This is a genomic window from Pseudarthrobacter humi (genome assembly GCF_024294965.1).
In the GTDB taxonomy this organism is placed as follows: Bacteria; Actinomycetota; Actinomycetes; order Actinomycetales; family Micrococcaceae; genus Arthrobacter; species Arthrobacter humi.
The window spans coordinates 206,586-229,707 of sequence record NZ_JANCLV010000007.1 but is presented as its reverse complement, the minus strand read 5'-3'; the positions used below and the strand labels follow the sequence as shown (position 1 = coordinate 229,707).

Sequence of the window (23,122 nt, the reverse complement as noted above, 5' to 3'; positions counted from 1 at the left end):
ATAATAGACATTTTCGTCAGGTAGGAGCAGCCCCTGTTCGGGAGCACCGTGGCGAGCTGGGTCGGCTCCTGACTTCGAACGGGCCGCATGCCAAGGCGGCTGTCTGGTTCCTGAGAGAGTCTGCCGTCGGTCATGCCCTTGGCGCAAAGATCTGTCAATGAAGGACAAGGAGGGTTCACAATCTCTGATTGAGAGGAGGACTTTCACAACGGGCAGGGGACGCCGCTACAACCGCCAGCAATTTCAACCGACTCACCTTTTACTCACCCCAATCAACGACAAAGGACAAATATTCATCAGTCATCGTAACTCGCAGAAACCCCTAGAATCCGGGCGAAACAGCACCTTCCAGGCCTGCCAGTAGGCGTCCGGACCTAAAGCGGGGGTCGTCGGTTCGAATCCGACAGGAGGCTCCACTTTTTGGCACTGGTCGCAGGATCAGGCTTGAGGGCGCGTATCCAGGAGTCCGCTGTTGCCGACCTCCATCGCCTCATGGATCTGCAGGGCAAACCAGAGCTGGGCCATGGTTGCCGTTTCGGTCACGTCCAGCCCTATCAGCTCACTGATCTTTCGGATCCGGTAAATGATGGTCTGCCGGTGCGCGAACAGGGCGGTTGCCGTCTTCTGCCAGGACCGTTGCATATCCAAGAACGTTCTTAACGTGACGATAAGGTCCGGTTGGCGGCCGCGCTCATACTCGAAAACCGGACCAAGCAACCGTTGGACGAGTGCCTTGCCCTCTTCGTGGCTGGTCAATCCCAGCCACGAAGGGCCTTCGGCGTAGCGTACGAAGTGCTCAGTGCCTCCGCCCGCTGTTCCCAGCGCCCACAGTGACTCCTGAAGCGCGCGTTGAATGCCCGAAGGGGTGGTCAGGGTGCTGACGCCGATCCTGACGCCTTCCGGGAGAGCATGGAACAACAGCTCGTCGGAACATTCCTTGGACACGAGGATATGGAGCCTGTTGTGACTCTGCAGGCACACCGTGGGGAAGCCGTGGCGCCAAAGACCCGCGTGTACGTTGGCAAGATCCTGTCCCGCGTCACTGGACAGCGAGATCACCTGGAACTCCTGCGCCGGAATTTCGAATTCGGACAGGCGGCTTTCCAGATCCTTGATCCCGTAACGGCCGTCAAATGCCTGCAGAAGGAATTCGGCGCCGAGACGGAGCCGGTTCTCCAGGCCCAGCACCGTGCGGGACAGTTCCAGGCCCAAGACGGTCGCCGCATGGAGCAGGACGACGGCGTCGGGGTGCGGATATGTGGCGGGAAGTACCACTAGCAGCGCATTGGCGTGCGTGGGGATGTCCATCATGAGGATGTGTTGGTCGCCGAATCGATGCCACTGGAAGTTCTTGGTGGCCGCCGACGCCGGCCCCACGCGTTGCTTCAGCTCCGCCGCCAGCGCGGCCGGGAGCGCCTCACTGTCCGGGTGCCACGGGTGCAGGCATCGCCGATCCACCACGAACAGCTGTGAATCTATTTCAGCGGCTACTCCGTCGAGCAGCGTCTGCCACTGATTTCCCGCTCCGGCAAGTCGGAGAAGATCATAAATCCTGGCCGTCTGCCGCAGCCTGCGCGATTCCTCCAGGAGGGAAGACTCCGCGACAGACCGGGCGATGGCGATAAACGGCAGGGGATAGGGCACATTGACCACCGGCAGCGGGAGGGCATTGCAGGCATCGATGAATCCCGGCGTGAGCTGCGGGGCGTGCATTTTCTCCCCCACAGCCAATGCGCTGGCGCCGGCCCGGACCAGCGACTCAGCGAGTTCGACCTGACCGGCGGCATCCGGCGGAATCGATAACCCGTTGGTCATCATGATCTCGCCGCCGGTGACCCACTCCCACAACCGGGGAAGATCCGACGTGTGCGCCCACGTGATGCGGTTTCCAAGTCCTTCGGAACCCGCAAGCAGGCTCAGGCCCAGCTGCGGCTCGGCAATGAGCTCGGCAACAGTAATCACGACCGGGTGCTCCTTCTTTCGGTACAGGTGGCGGCCTTGTGATCTTATACAAATGTCTAGGCGCCTTCATCATTTGTGATCGATTGACGAATATCCGACGTGACGGCCGTCACCCATGATTAAGTCACTTACTTCCCGGCTCGACGAGAGCATTCACGAGAGAGGGTTTGCAATGAGCGCAACGAGCAATCTCATTGATGACGCCCCACTGACGAATTTTCACAAGAAGCTGACCTTCTTTGCCTCTGGGGGTCCCTTCATTGACGGCTATGCGCTGTCAATCATCGGAATCGCCCTGATCACCATGACCCCGGGACTCCGCCTGAGCACCGTGGAGGTCGGGCTGATCGGAGCTGCCAGCCTGGTCGGCATCTTCTTCGGCGGGGCCATCTTCGGGTGGCTGACGGATAAGATCGGCCGGCACAAGATGTACATCGCGGACCTGCTGGCACTGGCACTCTTCTCCGTTCTGAACGCCTTCGCCACCGAGGTCTGGCACGTTGTGCTCTGCAGGTTCCTCCTCGGCATGGCCATCGGCGCCGATTACCCGATTGCCACCTCACTGCTCGCCGAATTCCTTCCGAAGAAGCACCGGGGACGTCTCCTGGGTGCCACGTTCGTGGTCTGGGCGGTCGGCGCGGCAGCCGCCTACGCCGTCGGATTCCTGCTCCGCGACACCGGGCCGGACGTCTGGCGCGTTATGGTGGCCAGCCCGGCGATTTTCGCCATCGTCACTCTGCTCTGCCGGCTGGGCACGCCCGAGTCGCCGCGCTGGCTGCTGTCCCGTGGCCGCCGCAGTGAAGCGGAAGCCATCATCAAGAAGGTCTACGGCGAACAGTACACCCTCGCCGACATTGCCTCAGACAGCGAAGGTCTGGCCAAGCAGGGCAGGTTCCTGGACATCTTCAGGGGGCAGGCATGGAAGCGCACGCTCTTTGTCTCCATTTTCTGGACTGCCCAAGTGATCCCGCTCTTCGCGGTCTATACGTTCGCCCCGGACCTGCTGGCCGCCATGGGCATGACGGGTGACGCCAACCTGTACGGCGGGTCCTTCCTGATCTCCATGCTGTTCGTCGTGGGCGGCATCCCGGGTTTGTGGCTCGTAGAGAAGATCGGCCGCCGGAAGCTGCTCCTGTGGAGCTTTGGCATCATCGTGGTGGCACTGGCCATTCCCGCCTTCATCCCGAATGTCCAGGCCGCGCCGCTGTTCATCGCCCTGGCAATCTTTGCCCTCGCCTCCGGAGCATCGAGCTTCCTCGAGGTTGTCTACCCCAACGAACTCTTCCCCACGGAAGTCCGGGCCACAGCAGTCGGCTTCGGCACGGCCATCAGCCGCGTGGGCTCGGCAGCCAGCACCTACCTGATGCCGGTCGCAATCATCAGCTTCGGAGCTGCCGGCTCGCTGCTCATCGGCGCTGCCATCTCCCTGGTGGGCCTGGTGGCGACGTTCCTGCTCGCGCCGGAAACCGCCAACAAATCCCTCACCGAACTCACCACGGAAAAAAAGCCGGTAGCCACCGCAACCAACAAAGAAGGATCACTCGTATGACCACGCACAAGCCAATCGGTCCCGTCGATGCAACGAAGGTACCCCGGTATGCCGGGCTTGGCACGTTCGCCCGGCTCCCGCACATCGATCGCGTGCCGGACTACGATATTGCAATCGTCGGAGTGCCGTTCGACGGCGGCTCCTCCTTCCGCCCGGGCGCCCGTTTCGGTCCCGCAGCCGTCCGTGAAGCGTCCCGGCTGCTGCGCCCCGGCTACCATCCGGAACTTGACGTCGAGCCCGTGTATGAAGCCCAGGTGGTGGACGCCGGCGATATCGCCTGCACGCCCTACGACATCACCCGGGCTGTACGCGAAATCGAGGAGCAGGCGCGGCCCCTGATCAGCGAGGACAAGAGACTCATCGCCATTGGTGGGGACCACACCATCGCCCTGCCCATGCTGCGGGCGCTGAACCAAGTCCACGGGCCGGTTGCCCTTCTGCACTTCGATGCTCACCTGGACACCTGGGACACTTACTTCGACCAGCCGGTCACGCATGGAACCATTTTCCGCAGGGCCTTCGAAGAGGGGCTGCTCGTAGAGGACAAGTCCATGCACGTGGGTATCCGCGGGCCGGTCTACGACCGTGAGGATTTTCTGCGCGACCACGAGTTCGGGTTCCAGATCATCAGGTGTTCGGACTTGGACGTCATTGGTGTCCCCGCTGCCATCCGGAGGGTTAAGGAGCGTCTGGGCGATACGCCTGTCTACGTTTCCATCGACATTGATGTCCTGGACCCGTCCTACGCTCCGGGCACCGGGACACCGGAGATGGGCGGCCTGCACTCCCGTGAGCTGCTTACCCTCTTGAGGGGCCTCAACGGTATCAACATCGTAGGGGCCGATGTCGTCGAGGTAGCCCCCGCGTACGACCACGCAGACATCACTGCTCTTGCGGCCGCAACCCTGGTCTTTGATCTGCTGGGGCTGATGGTGAACCGCTCCAACGGAGCGACCATCAGAGGCGCCGACGCGCTGGAAGCCGCGGTCGTTTAGGCACCACGGCTTGCTGGCCCGCGGACTCCCGTGGGCCAGCAAGGGCGCTCGAACCCCTCGAACGCAAGCCCGCGAGCGGCCTGTTGTCACTGCCTTTTGTCGGCGGGAAGGCGGATACAAACAACCGTTGCCAGTTGCCGGGGGAGGGGCCTAGAATCGGCCCACAGCCCCAGCCGGGGAGAACTCCAGAACCCTTCACTCATCCCCTGTTCTGGGCGTGCGGATAGGTTCGTGTTCTGGGCACAGCAGAACAGGAGTGGGCCATGTCCAAGTATTTCTTCCAAGCAAACTATGTGGGCCAGGGCATCAAAGGCCTGATGCAGGAGGGTGGGTCCAAGCGTCGGGACGCGGTTGTCAAGGCCTTGGAGTCGGTTGGGGGATCACTGGAGTGCATCTACTACGCGTTCGGCGAGACGGATGTCCTGGGGGTCTTCGACGTTCCCGATCAGCCGAGTGCTGTTGCCCTTTCATTGATGATCAATTCCACCGGCGCCGTGGACCTTCATCTCACCCCGCTCATGACACCCGAGGATATTGACGCAGCTGTGGGCAAGACACCTGCCTACCGGGCCCCCGGTCAGTAACAGCTTCGACTGGGCTACCTCGTGTAGCGCCAGTCGAACCTTCGGTGACCAGAAGGGACGGCCGGCAGGACCCACCAGAGAGCCGCGAGTTCCTTTCAAAGGTATTCGAAAAAATCCAGTCTGGTTTCGGCGTCCAACCCTTAGGATCAGGAAAGTGCCGGTAGGCACCACCTGACTGGCGGATTCCCAACCGCCTTGCCGATTGCGGGGGACCGATCGCCATGCTCCGAATTTTGAAATCTATCGCGGCAGTGGTTGGCCTGGGTCTGGCTTTGGGGCTGATGCCGGCCCCGGCGGCGAACTCGATGAAGTGGCGCAGTTGGCCGGGGAAAGCCCGGCCACGGTTCTGTTCTACAAGGACTTTCTCCAGGCGCCGCCCATCGCCGAGATGGACTCCGTCCGGGCACGCGGCGCCGTCCCGCTCATAACCTGGGAGCCTTGGGCCTGGGGCGGCGGATTGGAGCAGCCCGCCCACTCCCTGGACCGAATTGCCGCCGGCGACTTTGACGCCCACATCACGCAGTGGGGCCAGGCGCTGGCGGCCTGGGTCCAGCCGGTCCAGCTAAGGTTCGCCCACGAGATGAACGGCAACTGGTACCCGTGGGCCGAAGGCGTCAACGGCAACCAGCCCGGCGACTATGTGGAAGCCTGGCGCCATGTTCACGACGTCGTTTCTGCCACCGGAGCCGGCAACGTGTCCTGGGTTTGGAGCCCGAATGTTCCCTACTACGGTTCCACCGATCTCGCCGGCCTCTTTCCCGGCGCCGGGTACGTGGATGTTGTAGCCCTCGACGGGTACAACTGGGGCACGTCCGCCTCCTGGAGCGGCTGGATATCGCCGCAGGATCTCTTCGCTCCGGGAATAGCCCAGTTGCGTACTTTGGCACCCGGAGTTCCCATCTTGATCAGCGAGACAGCTTCCAGCGAAGCAGGGGGCAGCAAGGCTGCCTGGAACAGTGAGCTCGTGTCGTATCTGGCGGCCCAGCCTGATGGTGTCGGCTTCGTCTGGTTCCACCTCCAGAAAGAAACCGACTGGCGCATCAACAGCAGTGCCGCCTCCGCCTCAGCGTTCAAGTCCGCATTGCAGGCGCGCCGGACCCCCTGACTCGGTAGTCAGGTACGTGCCTTGTTGTCCCGGCGGACCAGCCGCAGCAGGGCAACACCAACCAGCATCCCGCCAAGCGCGGTCAGCAGAGTAGAGGACGAAGCGGCGAAATCTGTCTGGTTGGCCACACTGTTGCCCAAGTAGCGGCATAATGACCTAAACTGCTTCACTGAGGTGCCTGAAATGGTGCCGTGCAGCGACGAAAGTGAACACGCCATGGCTACCGATTACGACGCTCCACGCAAGACTGACGACGAGGCTTCCGCCGAGTCGCTGGAGGCCCTGCAGGCATCCCGCAGCGGCAGTGCCCAGACGGCAGTCATCGACGTCGAGGAGACCGACACCGCCGAAGGCATCGACCTTCCCGGAGCCGATCTCTCCGGCGAAGAACTGACCGTCATTGTGGTTCCCGAACAGTCCGATGAGTTCACCTGCTCATCCTGCTTCCTGGTCCGGCACCGGTCCCAGATTGCACGCGAAAAGAACGGCCTGAAGTACTGCATCGAGTGCGAAGGCTGAACGGCCGACGGCGGCACTCCAGTGAGGTGCGCCGGCGTCGTTATTATGCATAACGGCAGGGTGCAGAAACGGTGTTAATAGCGTTTCGATGGCCCCGCAAAGTGCTTCAGAATTACGCCCGCGTGACCGGAACCAGGGCCGATTAACGGTTCCGTGCCGAAGCGGCAACAACCCTTTTGAGTGGCCTTGGAGACTCCTACGCTTGAGCTACCTAATCACTCGAAGGGTGGCCCGCAATGAAAAAGATTCATACGTGGCTGACAGTCATTTTGATGGCTGTCGGATTGGGTTTCCTGGCTCCGGGGCCCGCCTCGGCAACCACATCGTATTGCGGACTCGTATGGGGATCGCTGGCTGAATCAGACCCGGCCATGAGCACCGCATCCGTCACCAACGTCCGGACAGGGCAGCACTACTGCTTTGACCGGATGGTGGTTGATCTCAACGGCCCTGTTGCCGGCTACACGGTTCAGTACGTTCCGACCGTGGTCCAGGACGGTTCAGGTTTTGAAATCCCGCTGTTGGGCTCAGCATTCCTCCAGGTGACTGTGAACGCACCGTCCTATGACAGCAATTACAACGTCACCTACAGCCCGGCGGCAAAGGCCGAACTGTCGAACGTGTCGGGATACCAGACCTTCCGGCAGGTGGCCTACGCGGGCAGCTTCGAAGGCTACACCAGCATCGGACTGGGCGTCCGCGCCCGGCTCCCGTTCCGGGTCTTCACCCTGGACGGACCCGGATCCGGATCCCGCATGGTGGTGGATGTAGCGCACTTCTGGTGACCCGCGGTTCGCTGCTGAACCGCCGTTGAGGCAGCAAGATCAGGAAACCAAAACGGCGCCCTGCTCCGGAGACTTTCCGGGCAGGGCGCCGTGCTGTGTGCTGTGGGTAGGGCAACTACTCCGGGACCACCAGTGCTGGAGTGTCCCGGCGGATGGTTTCGCCGCGGAAGAACCCCGGGCGGAGGCGTGCCATGATCACCATCAGCACAGCCCCGAGCGCCAGGATCCCGATGCCCAGGACAAAGACCAGTCCAACCCCGAAGACCTCGGAGCCGCTGCCGAACTCCGGCGCCCAGCTGTCGATGGCTGTCTGCAGGAAAACCACAAACAGTCCGACACCGCCCGCTACCGGGCAGAGCAGCCGCAGCATGAAGTTGCGGACGTTGCTGAACACGCTGTTCCGGAAGTACCAGGCGCAGGCGATCGCGGTCAGGCCGTAGTAGAAGCAGATCATCAGGCCAAGGGCCAGGATGGTGTCGTTCAGGACGTTTTCGCTGATCACATGCATCACCGCGTAGAACCCGGCGGACAGGATGCCCGCCGCCACTGTGGCGAAGCCCGGCGTCGAGAAACGCTTGCTGATGTGGCTGAACGGCGCAGGCAGCGCGCCGTAGTGGGCCATGGCCAGCAGGCTGCGCGACGGCGACGTGAACGTCGACTGCAGGGACGCGGCCGAACTGGACAACACCGCGAGCGACATCAGGATGGCGAACGGCCCCATGATCGGCGAGGCCAGCGCCGTGAAGAGGTTCTCGTGGTTCTCGGCGTTGTTCAGGCCAATCCCGGTATCGCCGACGCCGGCGAACATCATGGTGGCGATGCTTACCAGCAGGTAGATCCCCAGGACAACGACGGCAGTGAGGGTGCCTGCCAGTCCAGCCGTCTTTTTGCCGTTGGCGGTTTCCTCATTCACGGTCAAGCACACGTCCCAGCCCCAGTAGACAAAGATCGACAGTGAGATGCCGGCAGCGATCTGCCCGAACGTCTCGATCCTGGTGACATCGAACCACTCCCAGCTGAACGGGATGGCCGTTTCCGACGTGGACCAGTTCGCGAACGCCATGCCCACGAAAAGCCCCAGGACCAGCAGCTGGAATCCGACGAGTCCGTACTGGACCAGCTTGGTGGTGTGCAGGCCGCGGTAACTGATCCACACCGCCAGGGCCACGAAGACGAAGCAGGTCAGCACGTTCAGCGGCTTGTTGGCCGCGAGGTCCGCGAGTTCAGGCGCACCCGTCAGCTGTGACAGGAAGAGATAGAAGAAGTCGACGGCCACGCCCGCCAGGTTGGACAGGACGATGATGTTGGCGGCCAGCAGTCCCCAGCCGCCCATCCAGCCCACCCAGGGGCCAAACGCCTTGGTGACCCAGGTGAACGTCGTGCCGCTGTCCGGGGAATCGGCGTTGAGTTCCCGGTAGGCGAGTGACACCAGGATCATGGGGATGAAGCCGATCAGGAAGATCACCGGCAGCTGGAGCCCGGCTTCATTGATGGTGGGCCCCAGGGCACTGGTCAGCGTGTAGGCCGGTGCGATGGTGGAAATGCCAAGAACGACGACGGCGAGGAGGCCCAGCTGCCCGCCCTTCAGTCCTTTTGCGGTGATGCCGTGCGCCGAGCCGGCCGGGTCGGTCCCGGAAGGCTGGCCTGCGGCGGTGCTCGTGCGGGTGGTTTGAGTCATTGTCCAGCGCTTTCTACGAGGCAGCAGGCTGCTGTTGGGTGATGCAGTGGATGCCGCCGCCGCGGGCGAAGAGCTCACGGGCGTCAATGCCGACCACACGCCGGCCGGGGTACGCCTCCGACAGGATCTGCAGCGACTTGTCATCGTTGGGGTCCCCGAAGGTACAGGCGATGACGCCGCCGTTGACCACGACGTGGTTGATGTAGCTGTAGTCGACAAAGCCTTCGTCATCCCAGAGCACTTCAGGGGCGGGGACTTCGATGATGTTCCACTCCCGTCCGGCCGCGTCCCTTGTGGTGCGCAGGTGCTCGATGATGTCCCGGCTGACCTGGAAGTCCGGGTGGCGGGGGTCCTGCTGGGAATGCACCAGCAGGGTGCCGGGGGAGGGGATGGCGGCCACGATGTCCACATGACCGCGCGTGCCGAAGCGTTCCGAGTCGCGGGCCAGCCCGCGCGGGAGCCAGACCACCTGGGTGGCGCCGATGGTCCGGGCGAGCTCGGCTTCGACGTCGGCGCGGCTGAGTCCCGGGTTGCGGCCCGGATCCAGCTGCACGGTTTCGGTCACCAGCACGGTTCCCTGGCCGTCCACCTGGATGCCGCCGCCCTCGTTGACCAGCGCGGACACGATGTGGGTGGCGCCGGATCGGCCCGAGACTTCACCGGCGATCAGCGAGTCCTTGTCCCAGCGTGCCCAGTCCTGGGCGCCCCAGCCGTTGAACACCCAGTCGACGGCGCCGAGGCGCCCGTCCTGGTCCAGGACGAACGTGGGGCCGATGTCCCGCATCCACGCATCGTTGAGCGGGGCGGCAAGTACCTCGACGTTCCGGTTCAGATAGCGGGCGGCGATGCCGACGTCGTCGGGGTCCACCACCACGGTGACCGGCTCAAATTCGACGGCGGCGTTGGCCACCGCTGCCCAGGTGGACCGGGCAGCGTGGGCATCTTCCTCCGTGTCGCCCAGCGTGTAGCCGCCGGTGGGAAAGGCCATCCACAGCCGCTCCTGCGGAGCGGTTTCGGCGGGCATGCGCCACGTGCTCATGCGGTTGCCCCGGTGTTTACTGCCGACGTCGGAATCCCTGAGTGTTCGCCGCCGAGCGGCTGGTCACGGCGTACGGGTTCCGTGAGCCGGCCGTAGGTATCGGGGCGGCGCGTGGACAGGAAGGGGAAGAGCGTCAGCCAGTCCCGCCGCTGGTCTAGGTCGAGGTCTGCCACCAGCACTGCGGAGGCGTCACTCGGGGCCTGCACGAGGACGCGGCCGTAGGGGTCGGAGATGAAGGAGGAGCCGTAGAAGTTCAGCGTTCCTTCACTGCCCCAGCGGTTGGGGGCAATCATAAACAGGCCGTTGGCGATGCCGTTGCCCACGATGACCTGCTGCCACAGCGGCTGGGTGTCGAAGTCCGGGTGGTCCGGCTCGGAACCGATGGCGGTGGGGTAGACCAGGATCTCTGCGCCACCGAGGGAGTAGAGCCGGGCCACCTCCGGGAACCATTCGTCCCAGCAGGTGGGCATGCCCAGCCGGGCGCCGCCCAGTTCTGCCGGCGCGTGGACCTCATAGGCATCCGCGGCCGCCGGCCCCGGGCGGAAGAACTTGTCTTCGGAGTAGCCGGCGGTGACAGGGATGTGGAGCTTGTGCGTGCGGGCGAGCAGTTCGCCCTCGGACGACACCAGGACGGCGGTGTTCAGCCCCAGGCCGTCGTCGCTGCCGTCCGGGTTCGGCGCCTGCTGGTACAGCGAGGCATGGACAGCCACGCCGTGGCGGCGGGCCGACTCGGCAGCAAACCGGAAGGTGGGTCCGGTGAGCAGGTCCTCAGCGATGTCCGACGGCCGGGGCCGCACCGCTCCAAGGCGCGTGGTGTCATTTTCCGGGCAGGTGTCCGCGGGGTACCGGGAAAGCGTGAGTTCGGGCAGGAACACCACCGTGGCACCGAGCCTGGCGGCGCGGCCGATTCCCTCGTCGAGTTCGGCCTGCAGGACGGCAGTGTCTGCATGCCAGCGGTGCTGCACAACACCCACACGAAGGGCAGGGCGGGCGGACGGCGTTGTCCGGGCCAGGGACGTGGGTGAGTCGAGGCAGGAAATTTCAATCATGTGCTTACTTCCAGTGAGACGACCGTCACTAAATGAATGACGTTCATTTAGTATGGAGGGTCGACGGCTTTCGCGCAATGGTTTAAATGAATTCCATTCTTTTATGACGCTCCGGCCAGATTAGTAAGCTCACTGAGAAATTTGCTACCGGCCTGCCGCGATCGATCCCGTGGCTGATAGCGTCGGGACTACTGGACCAATCGAGGAGGATTTATGAAAGCTTCACCGACCCTGACCAATAACCTGCAGGCCGTACTTGCGGACCTGATTGAGCTGCACCTCCAGGGCAAGCAGGCCCACTGGAACATTGTGGGGACCAACTTCCGGGACCTTCACCTGCAGCTGGACGAAATCGTGGATGCCGCCCGGCAGTTCGCGGACGACATGGCCGAGCGGATGCGCGCCCTGCATGCCCTGCCGGACGGCCGCAGTGCCACCGTGGCCAAGTCCACCAGCCTGGCGCAGTTCCCCGACGGCCTCATCAACACGAAGGACGCGATCGAGCGGATCGTTGCCGCGCTTGAGGCTGCAGTGGGCACCATGCGCAAGGTCCATGACGAAGTGGACGAAGAGGATCCCACCACTGCGGACCTGCTCCACGCATTCATCGCCAAGTTGGAGCAGTACGCGTGGATGGTGAATGCCGAGACCATGAAGGCCTCCGCCAGCGTCACTGCCCCTGACGCCAAGTAAGAGTCGGCCCTGACGAGGCCACAAGCGCCCGGCGCCGGAAGGACTTCCTGCGCCGGGCGTTTTTGTGCGCTCGCCGGCTTGCCGAAGACGAGCGCCTAGCGCGCCGTCGGAACTTTCCGGAGTACGACGGCGGCAAGGACTGCCGCGCCCGCCATCAGTACCAGCGCAATCGCCGCAGTGGTGTGGACGCCCGAATCAAACGCCAGGCGTGCTGCGCCGCGAAGGGCTTCGGCCAGCGGAGCAGGCAGGCCGGCGGCCAGCTCCACGGCGCCCGCCAGGGTTTCACCCGCCTGGTGTACTGCAGTCCCCGACGCCGTTTCCTCCACCCCGGCCGGAAGCCGGAGATTGTGCTGGTAGGAAGCGGTCAGGATGGAGCCCAGCACCGCCGTCCCCAGCAGTGACCCCACCTCATAGCCCGTTTCGGAGATGGCGGCCGCCGCTCCTGACTTCTCCGCTGGAACAGAGCCCAGGATGAGGTCATTGGAAATGGTTTCCGCTGTGCCCACGCCCAGGGCGAGGATCAGCAGCGCGGCCAGCAGGAGGGCCGGCCCGGAGCCGTGGTCACCGAAGACTACGATTCCGTAGCCCGCGGCGCTCAGGGCCAGGCCACCCGCCACCACAAAGCCCGGACGCACCTTCCGGACCAGCGGCACCACTGCCAGCCCAGCCAGCACTGTGGCCACCAGTGCCGGGATCATGGCAATTCCGGCGGCCGACGGCGTCATTCCGTCCAGGAGCTGCAGGTGCTGGGCGAGGAACAGGATGAAGCCGTTGAAGGAGAACAGGGCCAGCACGTTTGCCGTGATGGCAGTGCTGAAGACCCGGTTGCCGAACAGGGACATGTCCAGCAGGGGGCTGGCCAGCCTCTGCTGGCGGCGGACAAAGACGACGCCCATGGCCAGGCCAAAGGCAACAAGACCCACAGGAGTGGCCCCGAAACCATCGGTCGCCAGCTCCTTGATGCCATACACAATGGGCACCATTACCAGCAGGGACAGGGCGATGCTGGGCACGTCCACCCGGCCGGGGCGCGGATCTTTTGATTCCGGGATGAACGCAGGGCCGAATGCCAGCAGGGGCAGCATGATGGGCACGGCGACCAGCAGGATGGCGCCCCACCAGAACTGCTCCACCAGCCACCCGCCGAAGATGGGACCCAGGGCGGCGCCGCCGGAGAAGCCGGCAGCCCAGATTGCAACGGCCAGCCGACGCCGGTTTGGGTCCGGAAAAATGTTGCGGATCAGGGACAGGGTTGAGGGCATCAGCATGGCCCCGAAGAACCCCAGCATGGCCCGTCCCGCTATCAGCCACTCCGCGCTGGGGGCAAAGGCAGTTGCTGCTGATACCGCGGCGAAGCCAACACTGCCGGTCAGCAGCAGCCGGCGGCGCCCTATCCGGTCGCCCAGGCTGCCCATGGCGACCAGCAATCCGGCAAGCACCAGGGGATAGGCGTCCACAATCCACAGCAGCTGGACTCCGGTTGTCTCCAGGCTGCTCGCGATGGCCGGAAGCGCGAATGTCAACGCAGTGTTGTCCACCGCAACCAGGAGCACCGGAAACATCAGCAGGGCCAGCGCGAGCCAATCCCGCCAGGGCGCCTTGGCGGGCCCTGACGGCCAGAAATCGGCGGCCATAGTGGATGTGCTTCGGGTGTTCTGGTTGGACTGTGCGGACAACGTCATGCTGATAACTATACCGTCCAGACGGTACAGTTAAGAAACGGGACCCGGAGCGTGCATGATTGGAGCCATGGCCAGAAATCCCGTCGCACGCGACGCAGTCCTCGACGCTTTTGAAGAACTCCTGATCGACGTGGGGGAGCGGGCTGCCACTTTGGATGCAGTGGCAAAGCGGGCAGGCGTGTCCAAGGGCGGGTTGCTCTATCACTTCCCCAACAAGGAAGCGCTGATCGCCGCGGTGCTGGAGCGGCTGGACCGGCTGGCCGTCGAAGACCTCGCGCTGATGGCCGCAGCAGCTGAAGGTGCGGCGGCATACTTCATCCGTTCCTCGCTCTGGTCCGACTCGCCCATGGACCGATCCTTCGTGGCCGCCACGCGCCTGGCTGAAGTGGCCCATGAAGAGGCCCGGCGCCGCTTTGCCGCCATCCAGCAGCAATGGCTGGACCTGATCGCGGCCGACGTCGGCACGGCCATGGCGAAAGCCGTGCTCTACATGGGGGACGGGCTGTATTTCAACGCCATGTGGGAAAGCGGCACCACCGGGGACGGCATGGGCAGGCAGGGAGACATTGAGGAGCTCCTCGCTGCCGTGGAGCGGCTACGCGGCTGAACCCGCCGACCTCATTTGCCCGGCGGCCCGGGGCGTAGGAGAATTGGACCGCGTGGCGACCCTCTGCGGCCGCCACAAAATCTGAATATGCCTTTGATCTGCGGCGGGAGAGTTCTGTTAGTAGGTACAACAGGCGCCGTAGGAGCAAATCCTCCCCAGGAATCTCTCAGGCCCACGTACCGCCGCGGCCAGGCAACTCTGGAAAGTGGCAGGCCGTCCGCCTGAAGCGTCCCGGATCACTCCGGAATGTCAGGACCGCTGTGCCTACCGACGGTGCAAGCGCAGCCTTGCGGAAGCAGGCTGGGCGGAAACTCTCAGGTCCCAGACAGAGCGGGGAGGAACCCGAGTCGATGTGGCGTACCCAGCGCCCGCCTTAGTAATGGAGTTCCTTGTGAGTGTTAATTCGGCCTCGGCCACTTTCGTTGACCGGCATATTGGTGCCCGCCGCCAGGCCGATGTCGACTCCATGCTCAAGGCCGTCGGCTACGGCACTGTGGACGCGCTGGTGGACGTTGCCGTCCCCGACTCCATCCGCCAGGCCAAGCCGCTGGCCCTCAAGGACGCCCTCAGCGAGGTTGAGGTCCTTGCGGAGCTGCGGAAGCTGGCTTCGAAGAACAAGACTGCTGTGCAGATGATCGGCCAGGGCTACTACGATACGGTCACGCCTGCGGTGATCCGCCGGAACATCCTGGAGGCGCCGGCCTGGTACACCGCCTACACCCCGTACCAGCCCGAGATCTCCCAAGGCCGCCTCGAAGCGCTGCTGAACTTCCAGACCATGGTCCAGGACCTGGTGGGCCTGCCCATCGCGAACGCGTCGCTGCTGGATGAAGCCACCGCCGTGGCCGAGGCCGTGCTGATGATGCGCAGGGCCAACAAGAACAAGACGGCGCATGACGGCAAGACCGTCCTCGACGCCGACTGCCTGCCGCAGACCATCGCCATCGTGAAGGGCCGCGCCGAAGCCCTCGGCTTCGAGGTCGAGGTCGCCGACCTCTCCCGGGGCCTGCCCGACGGCGTTATCAACGGGATCGTCCTGCAGCAGCCGGGTGTCTCCGGCCGCGTGTTCAACCACGCCGACGTGATCGCGGCTGCGAAGGAGCGCGGCGCGCTCGTGACCGTCGCCGCCGACCTGCTGGCGCTGACCCTGATCACCCCGCCGGGGGAGCAGGGCGCGGACATCGCCGTCGGCTCCACCCAGCGTTTCGGGGTGCCGCTGTTCTTCGGCGGCCCGCACGCGGCCTACATGGCCGTAGCCAAGGGTCTCGAGCGGTCCATGCCGGGCCGCCTCGTCGGGGTGTCCAAGGACGACGCCGGCACCCCCGCCTACCGCCTGGCGCTGCAGACCCGTGAGCAGCACATCCGCCGGGAGAAGGCCACGTCCAACATCTGCACCGCGCAGGCACTGCTGGCCATCGTCTCCTCGTTCTACGCCGTTTACCACGGCCCCGACGGCCTCAAGGCAATCGCCGAGCAAGTCCACAGCCACGCTGCAACCATCGCCGCGTCCCTGAAGGCGGCCGGCCTGGACGTCCTGCACACAAGCTTCTTCGACACCGTCACGGTTTCCGTGCCCGGCAAGGCTGCGGCCATTGTTGCCGCAGCAGAGGCCAAGGGCATCAACCTGCGCCACATCGACGGCGACACCGTCGGCGTTTCCGCCGATGAAACCACCAGCCCGGCCATTGTTGCCGGTGTGCTGGAAGCCTTTGGTGCCGCGGCGGTGGACGCGGTCGCCGGGACTGACGCTGAGTTCGCGCTGGATGCCGCCGTCGAGCGTTCCTCCGGTTACCTGCAGCACCCCGTGTTCAACACGCACCGTTCCGAGACCCAGCTGCTGCGCTACATCCGCAGGCTCAGCGACCGGGACCTGGCGCTGGACCGGACCATGATCCCGCTGGGTTCCTGCACGATGAAACTGAACGCGACGGCGGAGATGGAGGCCATTTCCTGGCCGGAGTTCGCCTCGATCCACCCCTTCGCCCCGGATTCCCAGACCGTGGGCTGGCGCGAACTCATCGCCGATCTCGAAGACCAGCTCACCGAGATTACTGGCTACGACCAGGTCTCCCTGCAGCCGAACGCCGGGTCGCAGGGTGAGCTCGCGGGCCTGCTGGCGATCCGCGGCTACCACCACTCCCGCGGAGACCAGCAGCGCAATGTCTGCCTGATCCCGGCGTCGGCCCACGGCACCAACGCCGCCTCGGCTGTCCTGGCCGGCATGAAGGTGGTTGTTGTCGCGACGGCTCCTGATGGCAGCATCAATCACGTTGACCTTGACGCCAAGATCGAGGCGAACAAGGATGTCCTCTCGGCGATCATGATCACCTACCCTTCCACGCATGGTGTGTACGACGCCGATGTCCGTGAGGTGTGCGATTCAGTGCACGCCGCGGGCGGCCAGGTGTACGTGGACGGCGCCAACCTCAACGCGCTCGTTGGCCTCGCGCAGCCGGGCAAGTTCGGCGGCGACGTCTCGCACCTGAACCTGCACAAGACCTTCTGCATCCCGCACGGCGGCGGCGGCCCCGGCGTTGGCCCGGTCGCGGCGAAGGCGCACCTGGCACCGTTTATGCCGGGCAACGCGGCTACCTGGACCGAAGGTAATGACGTCCCGATCTCCGCATCACGGTTCGGTTCTGCCGGTGTCCTGCCGATCTCCTGGGCATACGTGAAGCTGATGGGTGCCGAGGGCCTGACCGACGCCACCAAGTCCGCGCTGCTCGCTGCGAACTACGTTGCGGCACGGCTGAACGAGTACTTCCCGGTCCTCTATACCGGTGAGGGTGGGCTGGTGGCACACGAGTGCATCTTGGATCTTCGCGGGCTGACGGCGAAGACCGGCGTCACCGCGGAGGATGTGGCCAAGCGCCTGATCGACTACGGCTTCCACGCCCCCACCCTGGCGTTCCCGGTGGCGGGCACGCTCATGGTGGAGCCCACCGAGTCGGAGGACCTGGGGGAGATCGACCGGTTCATCGATGCGATGATCACCATCCGGAAGGAAATCGACCAGGTGGCCAACGGCGACTTCGCCGTCGAGAACTCCCCGCTGCGCCACGCACCCCACACCGCGTCCGCCGTCGTATCTTCCGACTGGAACCGCGAGTACCCGCGTGAGCAGGCCGCGTTCCCGGTCCACCACCTCAAGCAGGACAAATACTTCCCGCCCGTCGGCCGCATCGACGGCGCAGCAGGGGACCGCAACCTGATCTGCTCCTGCCCGCCGCTGTCCGAGTTCGAAGACTAGGCCCGTCGGCTCCCCGCACCCCAGGGGCTAGTTATTAAGCGCGGCCCAGAGGTTGAGGGACGACGCGAACACAACCCAGGTGATGTAGGGCAGCAGAAGTATCCCGGCGGCCCGGCTGATCGGGCCGAAGCGGACCACCGTGACAGTGACCGCCCCGATCAGCCCAAGGATGACTGCAAAAGCCAGCCACAGGGCGGCCGTGCCGAGCAACGGATACAGGCTGAAAAAGGTGGGTGTCCACAGCAGGTTGAGGCACAACTGGATTCCGTAGCTGACCAGCGCGGGCCGCGACTCCGGGGTGTGGCGGCGCCAGACCAGCCAGGCGGCCACCGCCATGGCAGTGTAAAGAGCTGTCCACACTGGACCGAACAACCAATTCGGTGGTGACCAGGGGGCTTTGTCAGCGCCCACGTACCAGCCGTTCACGTTGTTGACAGTGGCAAAAGCACCCAGCCAGGCGACTACGGCGGAAGTTGCCAAGAAGAGCATGAGCGCAAGCATCTCCCCGCGGCGACGGTGCTTCCTGCCGGGACTTCCAGGCCCAGGGACGGACTTTTTAGGGACCAACTCCATAGGTCAACCCTTGCGGCGCGCCGCCCGCGAGTCAAGGCGCTCCGCGGTCCTGTCTGGACTGCCCCCACCCGATCAGGCTTTAGACTTGTGGCTACATGTCCGCACGTAACTACGAGTACAGAACCGCGCACAAACCCCTGAGATTGGACACGGCCCCCTTGCGAGAATTCACCGCCCGCTTTGCCACAGCGGAGGAAATTGAGAACTGGGACAAGCACGTCACGGCCAACCCGAACGGCGGCAACATGCTGCAGTCCGCTGCGTACGCGTCCGTGAAGAACGGCAGCGGCTGGACCGCCCGCTTCCTGGTCCTGGAGTCTGCAGGGACCGCCAGCTACAACCTGGTGCTGGAGAAGAAATTCCCGGTGCTGGGCCGCCTGTGGTACCTGATCAAAGGTCCAGACCTGGGTGCCGTCGAGGACCTGAAGCCGGCCCTGGACGCGTGCGCTGCATTCGCCCGGAGCCGGAAACTCAATGTCTTCACCATCAAGATTGAACCGGACATCGTGAGCACCCCGGAAGCCCGGGCACAGCTCGCCGCCGCCGGCCTGGTGAAGGCCCCGAACATCCAGTCCAACGACTCCACGGCGCTGCTGGACATTGCGGCTCCGGAGAACCAGGTGTTCCGGTCCATCTCCTCCCGCGCCCGCAACGCGATCCGCCGGGCAGAACGCGAAGGCTGCGCCGTGGTGCAGCAGGAGCCAGGCCCGGAAACGTACCGGGCGCTGTATGACCTGATGGCAGACACCGTGAACGCCAAGGGTTCCATGCCGTTGCGCAGCCTCGAGTACTACACCCAGTTCTGGGACGAATTCTGCACCCGCGGCCAGGGCAGCTTCTTTTTCGTTTACGAAGACGGCAAACCCAGCGTGGGCGCCTTTGTGATCAACTACGGATCCAAGGCAACCTACAAGGACGGCGGCTCCACCCAGAACAGGAAGCAGTACGGCGATTCGCACCTGGTCCAGTGGCAGGCCATCCGGAGAATGCAGGAACTCGGCTGCACCGAGTATGACTTCTGCGGCACGCCGCCTTCCGGCCTGATCAAGGACAAGTCCCACCACCTGTACGGCATGGGAATGTTCAAAACGAGCTTCACCAAGACGGTGACGGACTTCGTCGGCTGCTACGACTACGTGCTGTCGCCCGTCAGGCACACCTTGTGGGTCAAGGGCGCGGAACGGGTCTTCCGCCGGCTTGAAACCGCACGCACCGGCCAGCAGTTCTACTGACCGCCCACCAGCCACTCTCACCATCCACACCACGAAGGCCAGCGCCTGCCCCAGTCGGCAGCCCAGCCATAGATGAGGTTATTTCCGTGAATCCAACCAAGGCCGGAGCCGGACTCGAGTTCAGCGTCCTCAGCGATGCCGAGTTTGAGTCCTTCTCCCTCAAGCACCCGCAAAACAACTTCATCCAGTCCGCTGACTTCACCCGTTTCCAGCGTGCCCGCGGTCAGTCAGTGGAACTGTTCGGTGTCAGGCGCGACGGCGACCTGGTCGCCGCCGGGAAACTGAACTTCACCACCAACCGCTGGGGCTACAAGGTGTGCGAGTGCGCCAAGGGCCCCCTCCTGGACTACACGGACGCCGCACTGGTGCGTGACGTCGTCGGACTCCTCAAGGAACGCGCCGCGGAACGCAAGGCCGCCGAACTCCGGATTTCCCCGAACCTGACGTACATCGCCCGCGATGCCGACGGCGCCGAACACCCCGAGATCGTGGACAACAGGCCGCTCGTGGCGGAACTGGCGGGCCTTGGTTTTGAACACCAGGGCTCCGACATGAACTTCGCCAACGTCAACTGGATGTTCATCAAGCAGCTCGGCGGCATCACGGACGCCGAGGAGCTCATCATGGGCACCAGCTACCGGACACGGAAGGCCATCCGGAAGGCTGAAAAGAACGGTGTGTTCCTGGAGCAAGCCACCCTTGAAACCCTCGACGAGTTCTACGACGCGCTAAGCACAGCCGGGGACGAGAAGGGCTTCTTCTACCGCGAACGCGAATACTACGACCAGCTCCTGCGGACCACCTCTGCCGAGTTCACGAAACTCATGATGGCCAAGATCGACATCCCCGCGTACCGGAAGTCCATCACCGAACGCCTGGAAGCGGAAGCCGCGTCCGCAGCCGAACTCCGCCGTGACGTCGAAGAGACCGGCAGCAAAAAGAAAGCCAACCGGCTCAAAGTTGTCCAGGACCTCGTGGACAGCTACGAGCGCAGCCTCAAGGACATCGAGCGGTTCCCGGACTCGGTGGGTGTGGCTACAGTGGCCGCCATCCACTTCGTCTGCTTCGGCGACGAGGTGGTCTGCGTTATCGGCGGCACCAAGCAGGACTACATCTACTTCAACGGCGCCACGTCCCTGTACTGGGGAATGATGCTGCACGGGCTGGACAAGGGCTACTCGCGCTACAACTTCTACGGCACCTTCGGCATCCAGGGACAGGACGAAGAAGGCCACGGCGGCTACGAGTTCAAGAAGGGCTTCGGCGGCGACGTGGTCCAGCTGCTGGGTGACTTCGTGATGCCCGTGCGGCCGGTAGCCTTCCAGGCCAACCGCCTGGTCCGCGCGGGCATCGCGGCGGCCCGCACCCTGCTGGGCAAACTGCCACTGAAGCGCCAGGCCTAACACCAAACCACGAACTGCCAGAAAGGGAGGAGCACCAAGGTGAACGATCGACCTGGAAATCCAAGGCGCAGGCCTCCCACCGACGGTCTGCCCAAAACAGAGCCGCTCACCCCCTCCCAGCTCCGCCAGGATGCCGCGGCCAAGCGGATGCTGCGGCGCCTGGTGCGGGGGGAGAACCCGCCGACGGCGCCACTGAGTATTGTGGACAGGCTCGCCGGAAGCCCCTACGCCAACCCCATGATCCAGGTGGGAGGCGTGGACACCTCCGCACGCAAGACCCTGGACTTTTCCCTGCACCTGGCCGAGACCATGTTCCGGTACGGGGCAGGCGCCCTGGAAGTGGAGACGAGCATTATTGCCGTCACCGCGGCGCTGGGGCTGAAAAACATCGAAGTGGACATCACCAACCAGTCGGTGGCCATCAACTATGCGCCCAGGGACCAGACGCCGATCGCGCTGCTTCGGGTGGTGCGGTCCTGGACCAACAACTATGCCGGGCTGGCCAAAGTACACCGGCTGGTGACGGACATCGTGGCCGGGGGAGTGGGCCGCGATGAGGCGATCCGCCGGCTGGACGAGGCCATCACCAGCCCCAAACCGTTTCCACGCTGGATGGTCACTGTAGCCTTCGGCGTGTTCGCGGCAGTCTTTGTGGGCGTGCTCGGCGGAGGTCCGGTGTCCTCGGGCATCGCCTTCGTGGCCAACATCGGTGTCAGCCTGCTCGCCCGCCAGCTGGGCCGGTGGAGGGTTCCGGATTTCTTCACGACGGCGGCATGCTCCTTCGGCGTGACGCTCACCGCGTTGCTGCTGTGGCGGTTTGAGCTCACTAACGCACCGGCGATTGTGGTGGTGGGCGGCATCCTCCTGCTCCTGCCCACCGGACGCCTCGTCTCGTCGGTCCAGGACGCCATCAACGGGTTCCCGGTGACCGCCGCGGGCCGGTTCCTGTCCACCCTGCTGACGTTCGGCGCGATTGTGGCCGGGATCGCGGTGGCCTTTGTGATCGGTTCGATGACCGGGATGCAGCCGATTAGCGTCACGGAAACGTTTCCGCCTGCCTACGACCTCTGGGTCCTGGTCATCCTTATCGCCGTGGCAGTGATGGCCATCGGCGTGACGGAGCAGACCTCGTGGGAACTGCTGCTGCCCACCGCAGCCGTGGGCGTGGTGGGCTATTTTGTACTGCTTGGCGCTGCTTCCCTCGGCGTCGGTGACCGTTTCTCCCCGGCGGTCGCGGCCGTTGTGATTGGACTATTGGCTCGAGTGGTGGCTCTGAAAATGGGCGCTCCCCAGCTGGTGGTGGCCGTCCCGGCGGCCCTGATCCTGTTGCCTGGACTGACCATCTTCCGCTCGATGTATGTGCTGACCATCGAGGAATCCGAAGTCCTGCTGGGAGCTGGCGGCATGCTCAACGCCGGCGCGATAGTCCTGGGCACAGCCGCCGGCATTGTCCTCGGCGACACCCTGGCCCGGCCCTTGACACGCAGCCTGGCCAGCAACGAGCGGCGCCGCGCCCGCCGCCGTTAACCGCCCGCCGCCGTTAGGCAACGGTCAGATCTACCCTGCTTAGATCTTTCCTACGGGGAGTTTCTTCTCAGCCTGGAAATCGTCCTCCACCCGGCCCTGGGCCCAGTAGCCGGACAGCGAAACCTGGCTCCGTTCGAGGCCGCGCTGGACGAAAAAGACGTCTCGGAGGCCCTTCATGTAGCCGCGCTCGCCGTGCGCAAAAACGTCGACCCGTCCGGCGGGCCACTCGGCGCCGGCAACCGCGGAAACCAGGAGTTCCCCGGCGCCTGCAGGAACGCCGTTGCGGCGGAGCCAGGTCACCTGAACGCCCGCCGGGGACGCGAGGGGCTGGATGTCCGCGTCGCTGTCCACCTCGATGAACGCCAGGCCGACCGCTTCAACAGGCAGTGATTCGATGGCGGCGGCGATCGCAGGAAGTGCGGCTTCATCACCGGCAAAGAGGTACCAGTCAGCGTCGGGCGACGGGTTGTAGGCACCGCCCGGCCCGGTGAAGGTGAAGGTATCGCCGGGCTTGGCGGCAGCCGCCCAAGGGCCGGCCAGCCCTTCGTCGCCGTGGATTACAAAGTCGATGGCGAGTTCCTGCGCCTCGATGTCCACCCAGCGGACCGTGTAGGTGCGGGTGAAGGGCCACTGCTCGCGGGGCATGGTTTCGCGGATGGTCCACAGGTCCAGGGGCTGGGCATAGTCAACGCCGGGCTGCGGAAAAACGATCTTGATGTAGCGGTCCACGAAGCTGTTGTTCACGTAGGCGGCAAAACCCTTGCCGCCGGCCACGATCCTGACCATGTGGGGCGAGAGTTCTTCCCGTCGAATGACCGTGAGGTCGATCTGCGGACGTGTATTTTTTGTGGCGCTGGTGGCGGCCGGAACAGTGCTCATAAGGTAACCCT

18 protein-coding genes, 1 pseudogene and 1 riboswitch are annotated in these 23,122 nt (G+C 64.3%); of the genes and pseudogenes, 12 read left to right on the top strand and 7 right to left on the bottom strand.

What is annotated here, in order from left to right:
- Nucleotides 1-438 precede the first annotated feature (438 nt).
- The gene (locus NFC73_RS12535) at nt 439-1,962 is read right to left on the bottom strand and encodes a PucR family transcriptional regulator (protein ID WP_254750650.1); all 1,524 of its coding nucleotides are present in this window, start codon (nt 1,960-1,962) and stop codon (nt 439-441) included.
- A gap of 172 nt (nt 1,963-2,134) precedes the next feature.
- Between NFC73_RS12535 and NFC73_RS12530 the strand changes: the two genes are divergently transcribed.
- From NFC73_RS12530 to NFC73_RS12505, 6 genes and pseudogenes are all read left to right on the top strand, one after another.
- Complete coding sequence (locus tag NFC73_RS12530; protein ID WP_254750648.1) at nt 2,135-3,511, top strand: MFS transporter; 1,377 nt, start codon at nt 2,135-2,137, stop codon at nt 3,509-3,511.
- Nucleotides 3,508-4,506 (top strand): agmatinase, encoded by a 999-nt coding sequence (gene speB / locus NFC73_RS12525; RefSeq protein WP_254750646.1) that lies wholly within the window; start codon nt 3,508-3,510, stop codon nt 4,504-4,506. The genes NFC73_RS12530 and speB overlap by 4 nt, the downstream gene beginning before the upstream one ends.
- Before the next feature lie 263 nt (nt 4,507-4,769).
- The gene (locus NFC73_RS12520) at nt 4,770-5,090 is read left to right on the top strand and encodes a GYD domain-containing protein (RefSeq protein ID WP_254750643.1); all 321 of its coding nucleotides are present in this window, start codon (nt 4,770-4,772) and stop codon (nt 5,088-5,090) included.
- Nucleotides 5,091-5,382: 292 nt separating this feature from the next.
- Nucleotides 5,383-6,195 (top strand): annotated as a pseudogene (locus tag NFC73_RS12515) (glycoside hydrolase family 26 protein); the annotation flags it as partial.
- Between the two features lie 216 nt (nt 6,196-6,411).
- Complete coding sequence (locus NFC73_RS12510; RefSeq protein ID WP_252611423.1) at nt 6,412-6,714, top strand: DUF4193 domain-containing protein; 303 nt, start codon at nt 6,412-6,414, stop codon at nt 6,712-6,714.
- 236 nt (nt 6,715-6,950) lie between these two features.
- Nucleotides 6,951-7,499: an AMIN-like domain-containing (lipo)protein gene (locus tag NFC73_RS12505; protein WP_254750641.1), complete on the top strand. Its 549-nt coding sequence runs from the start codon at nt 6,951-6,953 to the stop codon at nt 7,497-7,499.
- A gap of 115 nt (nt 7,500-7,614) precedes the next feature.
- On the opposite strand, the gene NFC73_RS12500 is transcribed toward NFC73_RS12505, so the two are convergent.
- Genes NFC73_RS12500 through NFC73_RS12490 form a run of 3 tightly spaced genes read right to left on the bottom strand, consistent with a single transcriptional unit; the run spans nt 7,615 to nt 11,265 of the window.
- Entirely contained in the window at nt 7,615-9,177 is a 1,563-nt protein-coding gene (locus NFC73_RS12500) for an APC family permease (protein WP_254750639.1), read from the bottom strand.
- Between the two features lie 13 nt (nt 9,178-9,190).
- The gene (locus NFC73_RS12495; RefSeq protein WP_254750637.1) at nt 9,191-10,216 is read right to left on the bottom strand and encodes an agmatine deiminase family protein; all 1,026 of its coding nucleotides are present in this window, start codon (nt 10,214-10,216) and stop codon (nt 9,191-9,193) included.
- Nucleotides 10,213-11,265, bottom strand: coding sequence for a nitrilase-related carbon-nitrogen hydrolase (locus NFC73_RS12490; protein ID WP_254750635.1), 1,053 nt, complete (start codon nt 11,263-11,265; stop codon nt 10,213-10,215). The genes NFC73_RS12495 and NFC73_RS12490 overlap by 4 nt, the downstream gene beginning before the upstream one ends.
- A gap of 213 nt (nt 11,266-11,478) precedes the next feature.
- Here NFC73_RS12490 and NFC73_RS12485 point away from each other — a divergent pair, with 213 nt between their 5' ends.
- Nucleotides 11,479-11,958 (top strand): Dps family protein, encoded by a 480-nt coding sequence (locus NFC73_RS12485; protein WP_254750633.1) that lies wholly within the window; start codon nt 11,479-11,481, stop codon nt 11,956-11,958.
- A gap of 95 nt (nt 11,959-12,053) precedes the next feature.
- Here NFC73_RS12485 and NFC73_RS12480 read toward each other — a convergent pair whose 3' ends face one another.
- Entirely contained in the window at nt 12,054-13,592 is a 1,539-nt protein-coding gene (locus NFC73_RS12480) for an MFS transporter (RefSeq protein ID WP_254750712.1), read from the bottom strand.
- A gap of 115 nt (nt 13,593-13,707) precedes the next feature.
- Between NFC73_RS12480 and NFC73_RS12475 the strand changes: the two genes are divergently transcribed.
- Nucleotides 13,708-14,247: a TetR/AcrR family transcriptional regulator gene (locus NFC73_RS12475; RefSeq protein ID WP_254750631.1), complete on the top strand. Its 540-nt coding sequence runs from the start codon at nt 13,708-13,710 to the stop codon at nt 14,245-14,247.
- 94 nt (nt 14,248-14,341) lie between these two features.
- Nucleotides 14,342-14,439: riboswitch (glycine riboswitch) on the top strand.
- A 187-nt stretch (nt 14,440-14,626) separates the two neighbouring features.
- Entirely contained in the window at nt 14,627-17,497 is a 2,871-nt protein-coding gene (gcvP, locus tag NFC73_RS12470) for an aminomethyl-transferring glycine dehydrogenase (RefSeq protein WP_256548897.1), read from the top strand.
- Between the two features lie 27 nt (nt 17,498-17,524).
- Here gcvP and NFC73_RS12465 read toward each other — a convergent pair whose 3' ends face one another.
- Nucleotides 17,525-17,986, bottom strand: a complete 462-nt coding sequence (locus NFC73_RS12465; RefSeq protein WP_308292679.1) for a TspO/MBR family protein — start codon at nt 17,984-17,986, stop codon at nt 17,525-17,527.
- Between the two features lie 242 nt (nt 17,987-18,228).
- Between NFC73_RS12465 and NFC73_RS12460 the strand changes: the two genes are divergently transcribed.
- The 3 genes from NFC73_RS12460 to NFC73_RS12450 all read left to right on the top strand — a co-directional run bounded on the left by NFC73_RS12460 (nt 18,229) and on the right by NFC73_RS12450 (nt 22,232).
- On the top strand, nt 18,229-19,302 hold the full coding sequence (locus NFC73_RS12460) for a lipid II:glycine glycyltransferase FemX (RefSeq protein ID WP_254750625.1): 1,074 nt from the start codon (nt 18,229-18,231) through the stop codon (nt 19,300-19,302).
- An 86-nt stretch (nt 19,303-19,388) separates the two neighbouring features.
- Nucleotides 19,389-20,705, top strand: a complete 1,317-nt coding sequence (locus NFC73_RS12455) for a peptidoglycan bridge formation glycyltransferase FemA/FemB family protein (RefSeq protein ID WP_254750623.1) — start codon at nt 19,389-19,391, stop codon at nt 20,703-20,705.
- A 39-nt stretch (nt 20,706-20,744) separates the two neighbouring features.
- Nucleotides 20,745-22,232, top strand: a complete 1,488-nt coding sequence (locus NFC73_RS12450; RefSeq protein WP_254750621.1) for a threonine/serine exporter family protein — start codon at nt 20,745-20,747, stop codon at nt 22,230-22,232.
- 39 nt (nt 22,233-22,271) lie between these two features.
- Here the strand turns inward: NFC73_RS12450 and NFC73_RS12445 are convergent, their stop codons facing one another.
- Nucleotides 22,272-23,111 carry a siderophore-interacting protein gene (locus tag NFC73_RS12445; protein WP_254750619.1) on the bottom strand — a complete coding sequence of 280 codons (840 nt, stop codon included), beginning with the start codon at nt 23,109-23,111 and terminating at the stop codon, nt 22,272-22,274.
- Nucleotides 23,112-23,122 lie beyond the last annotated feature (11 nt).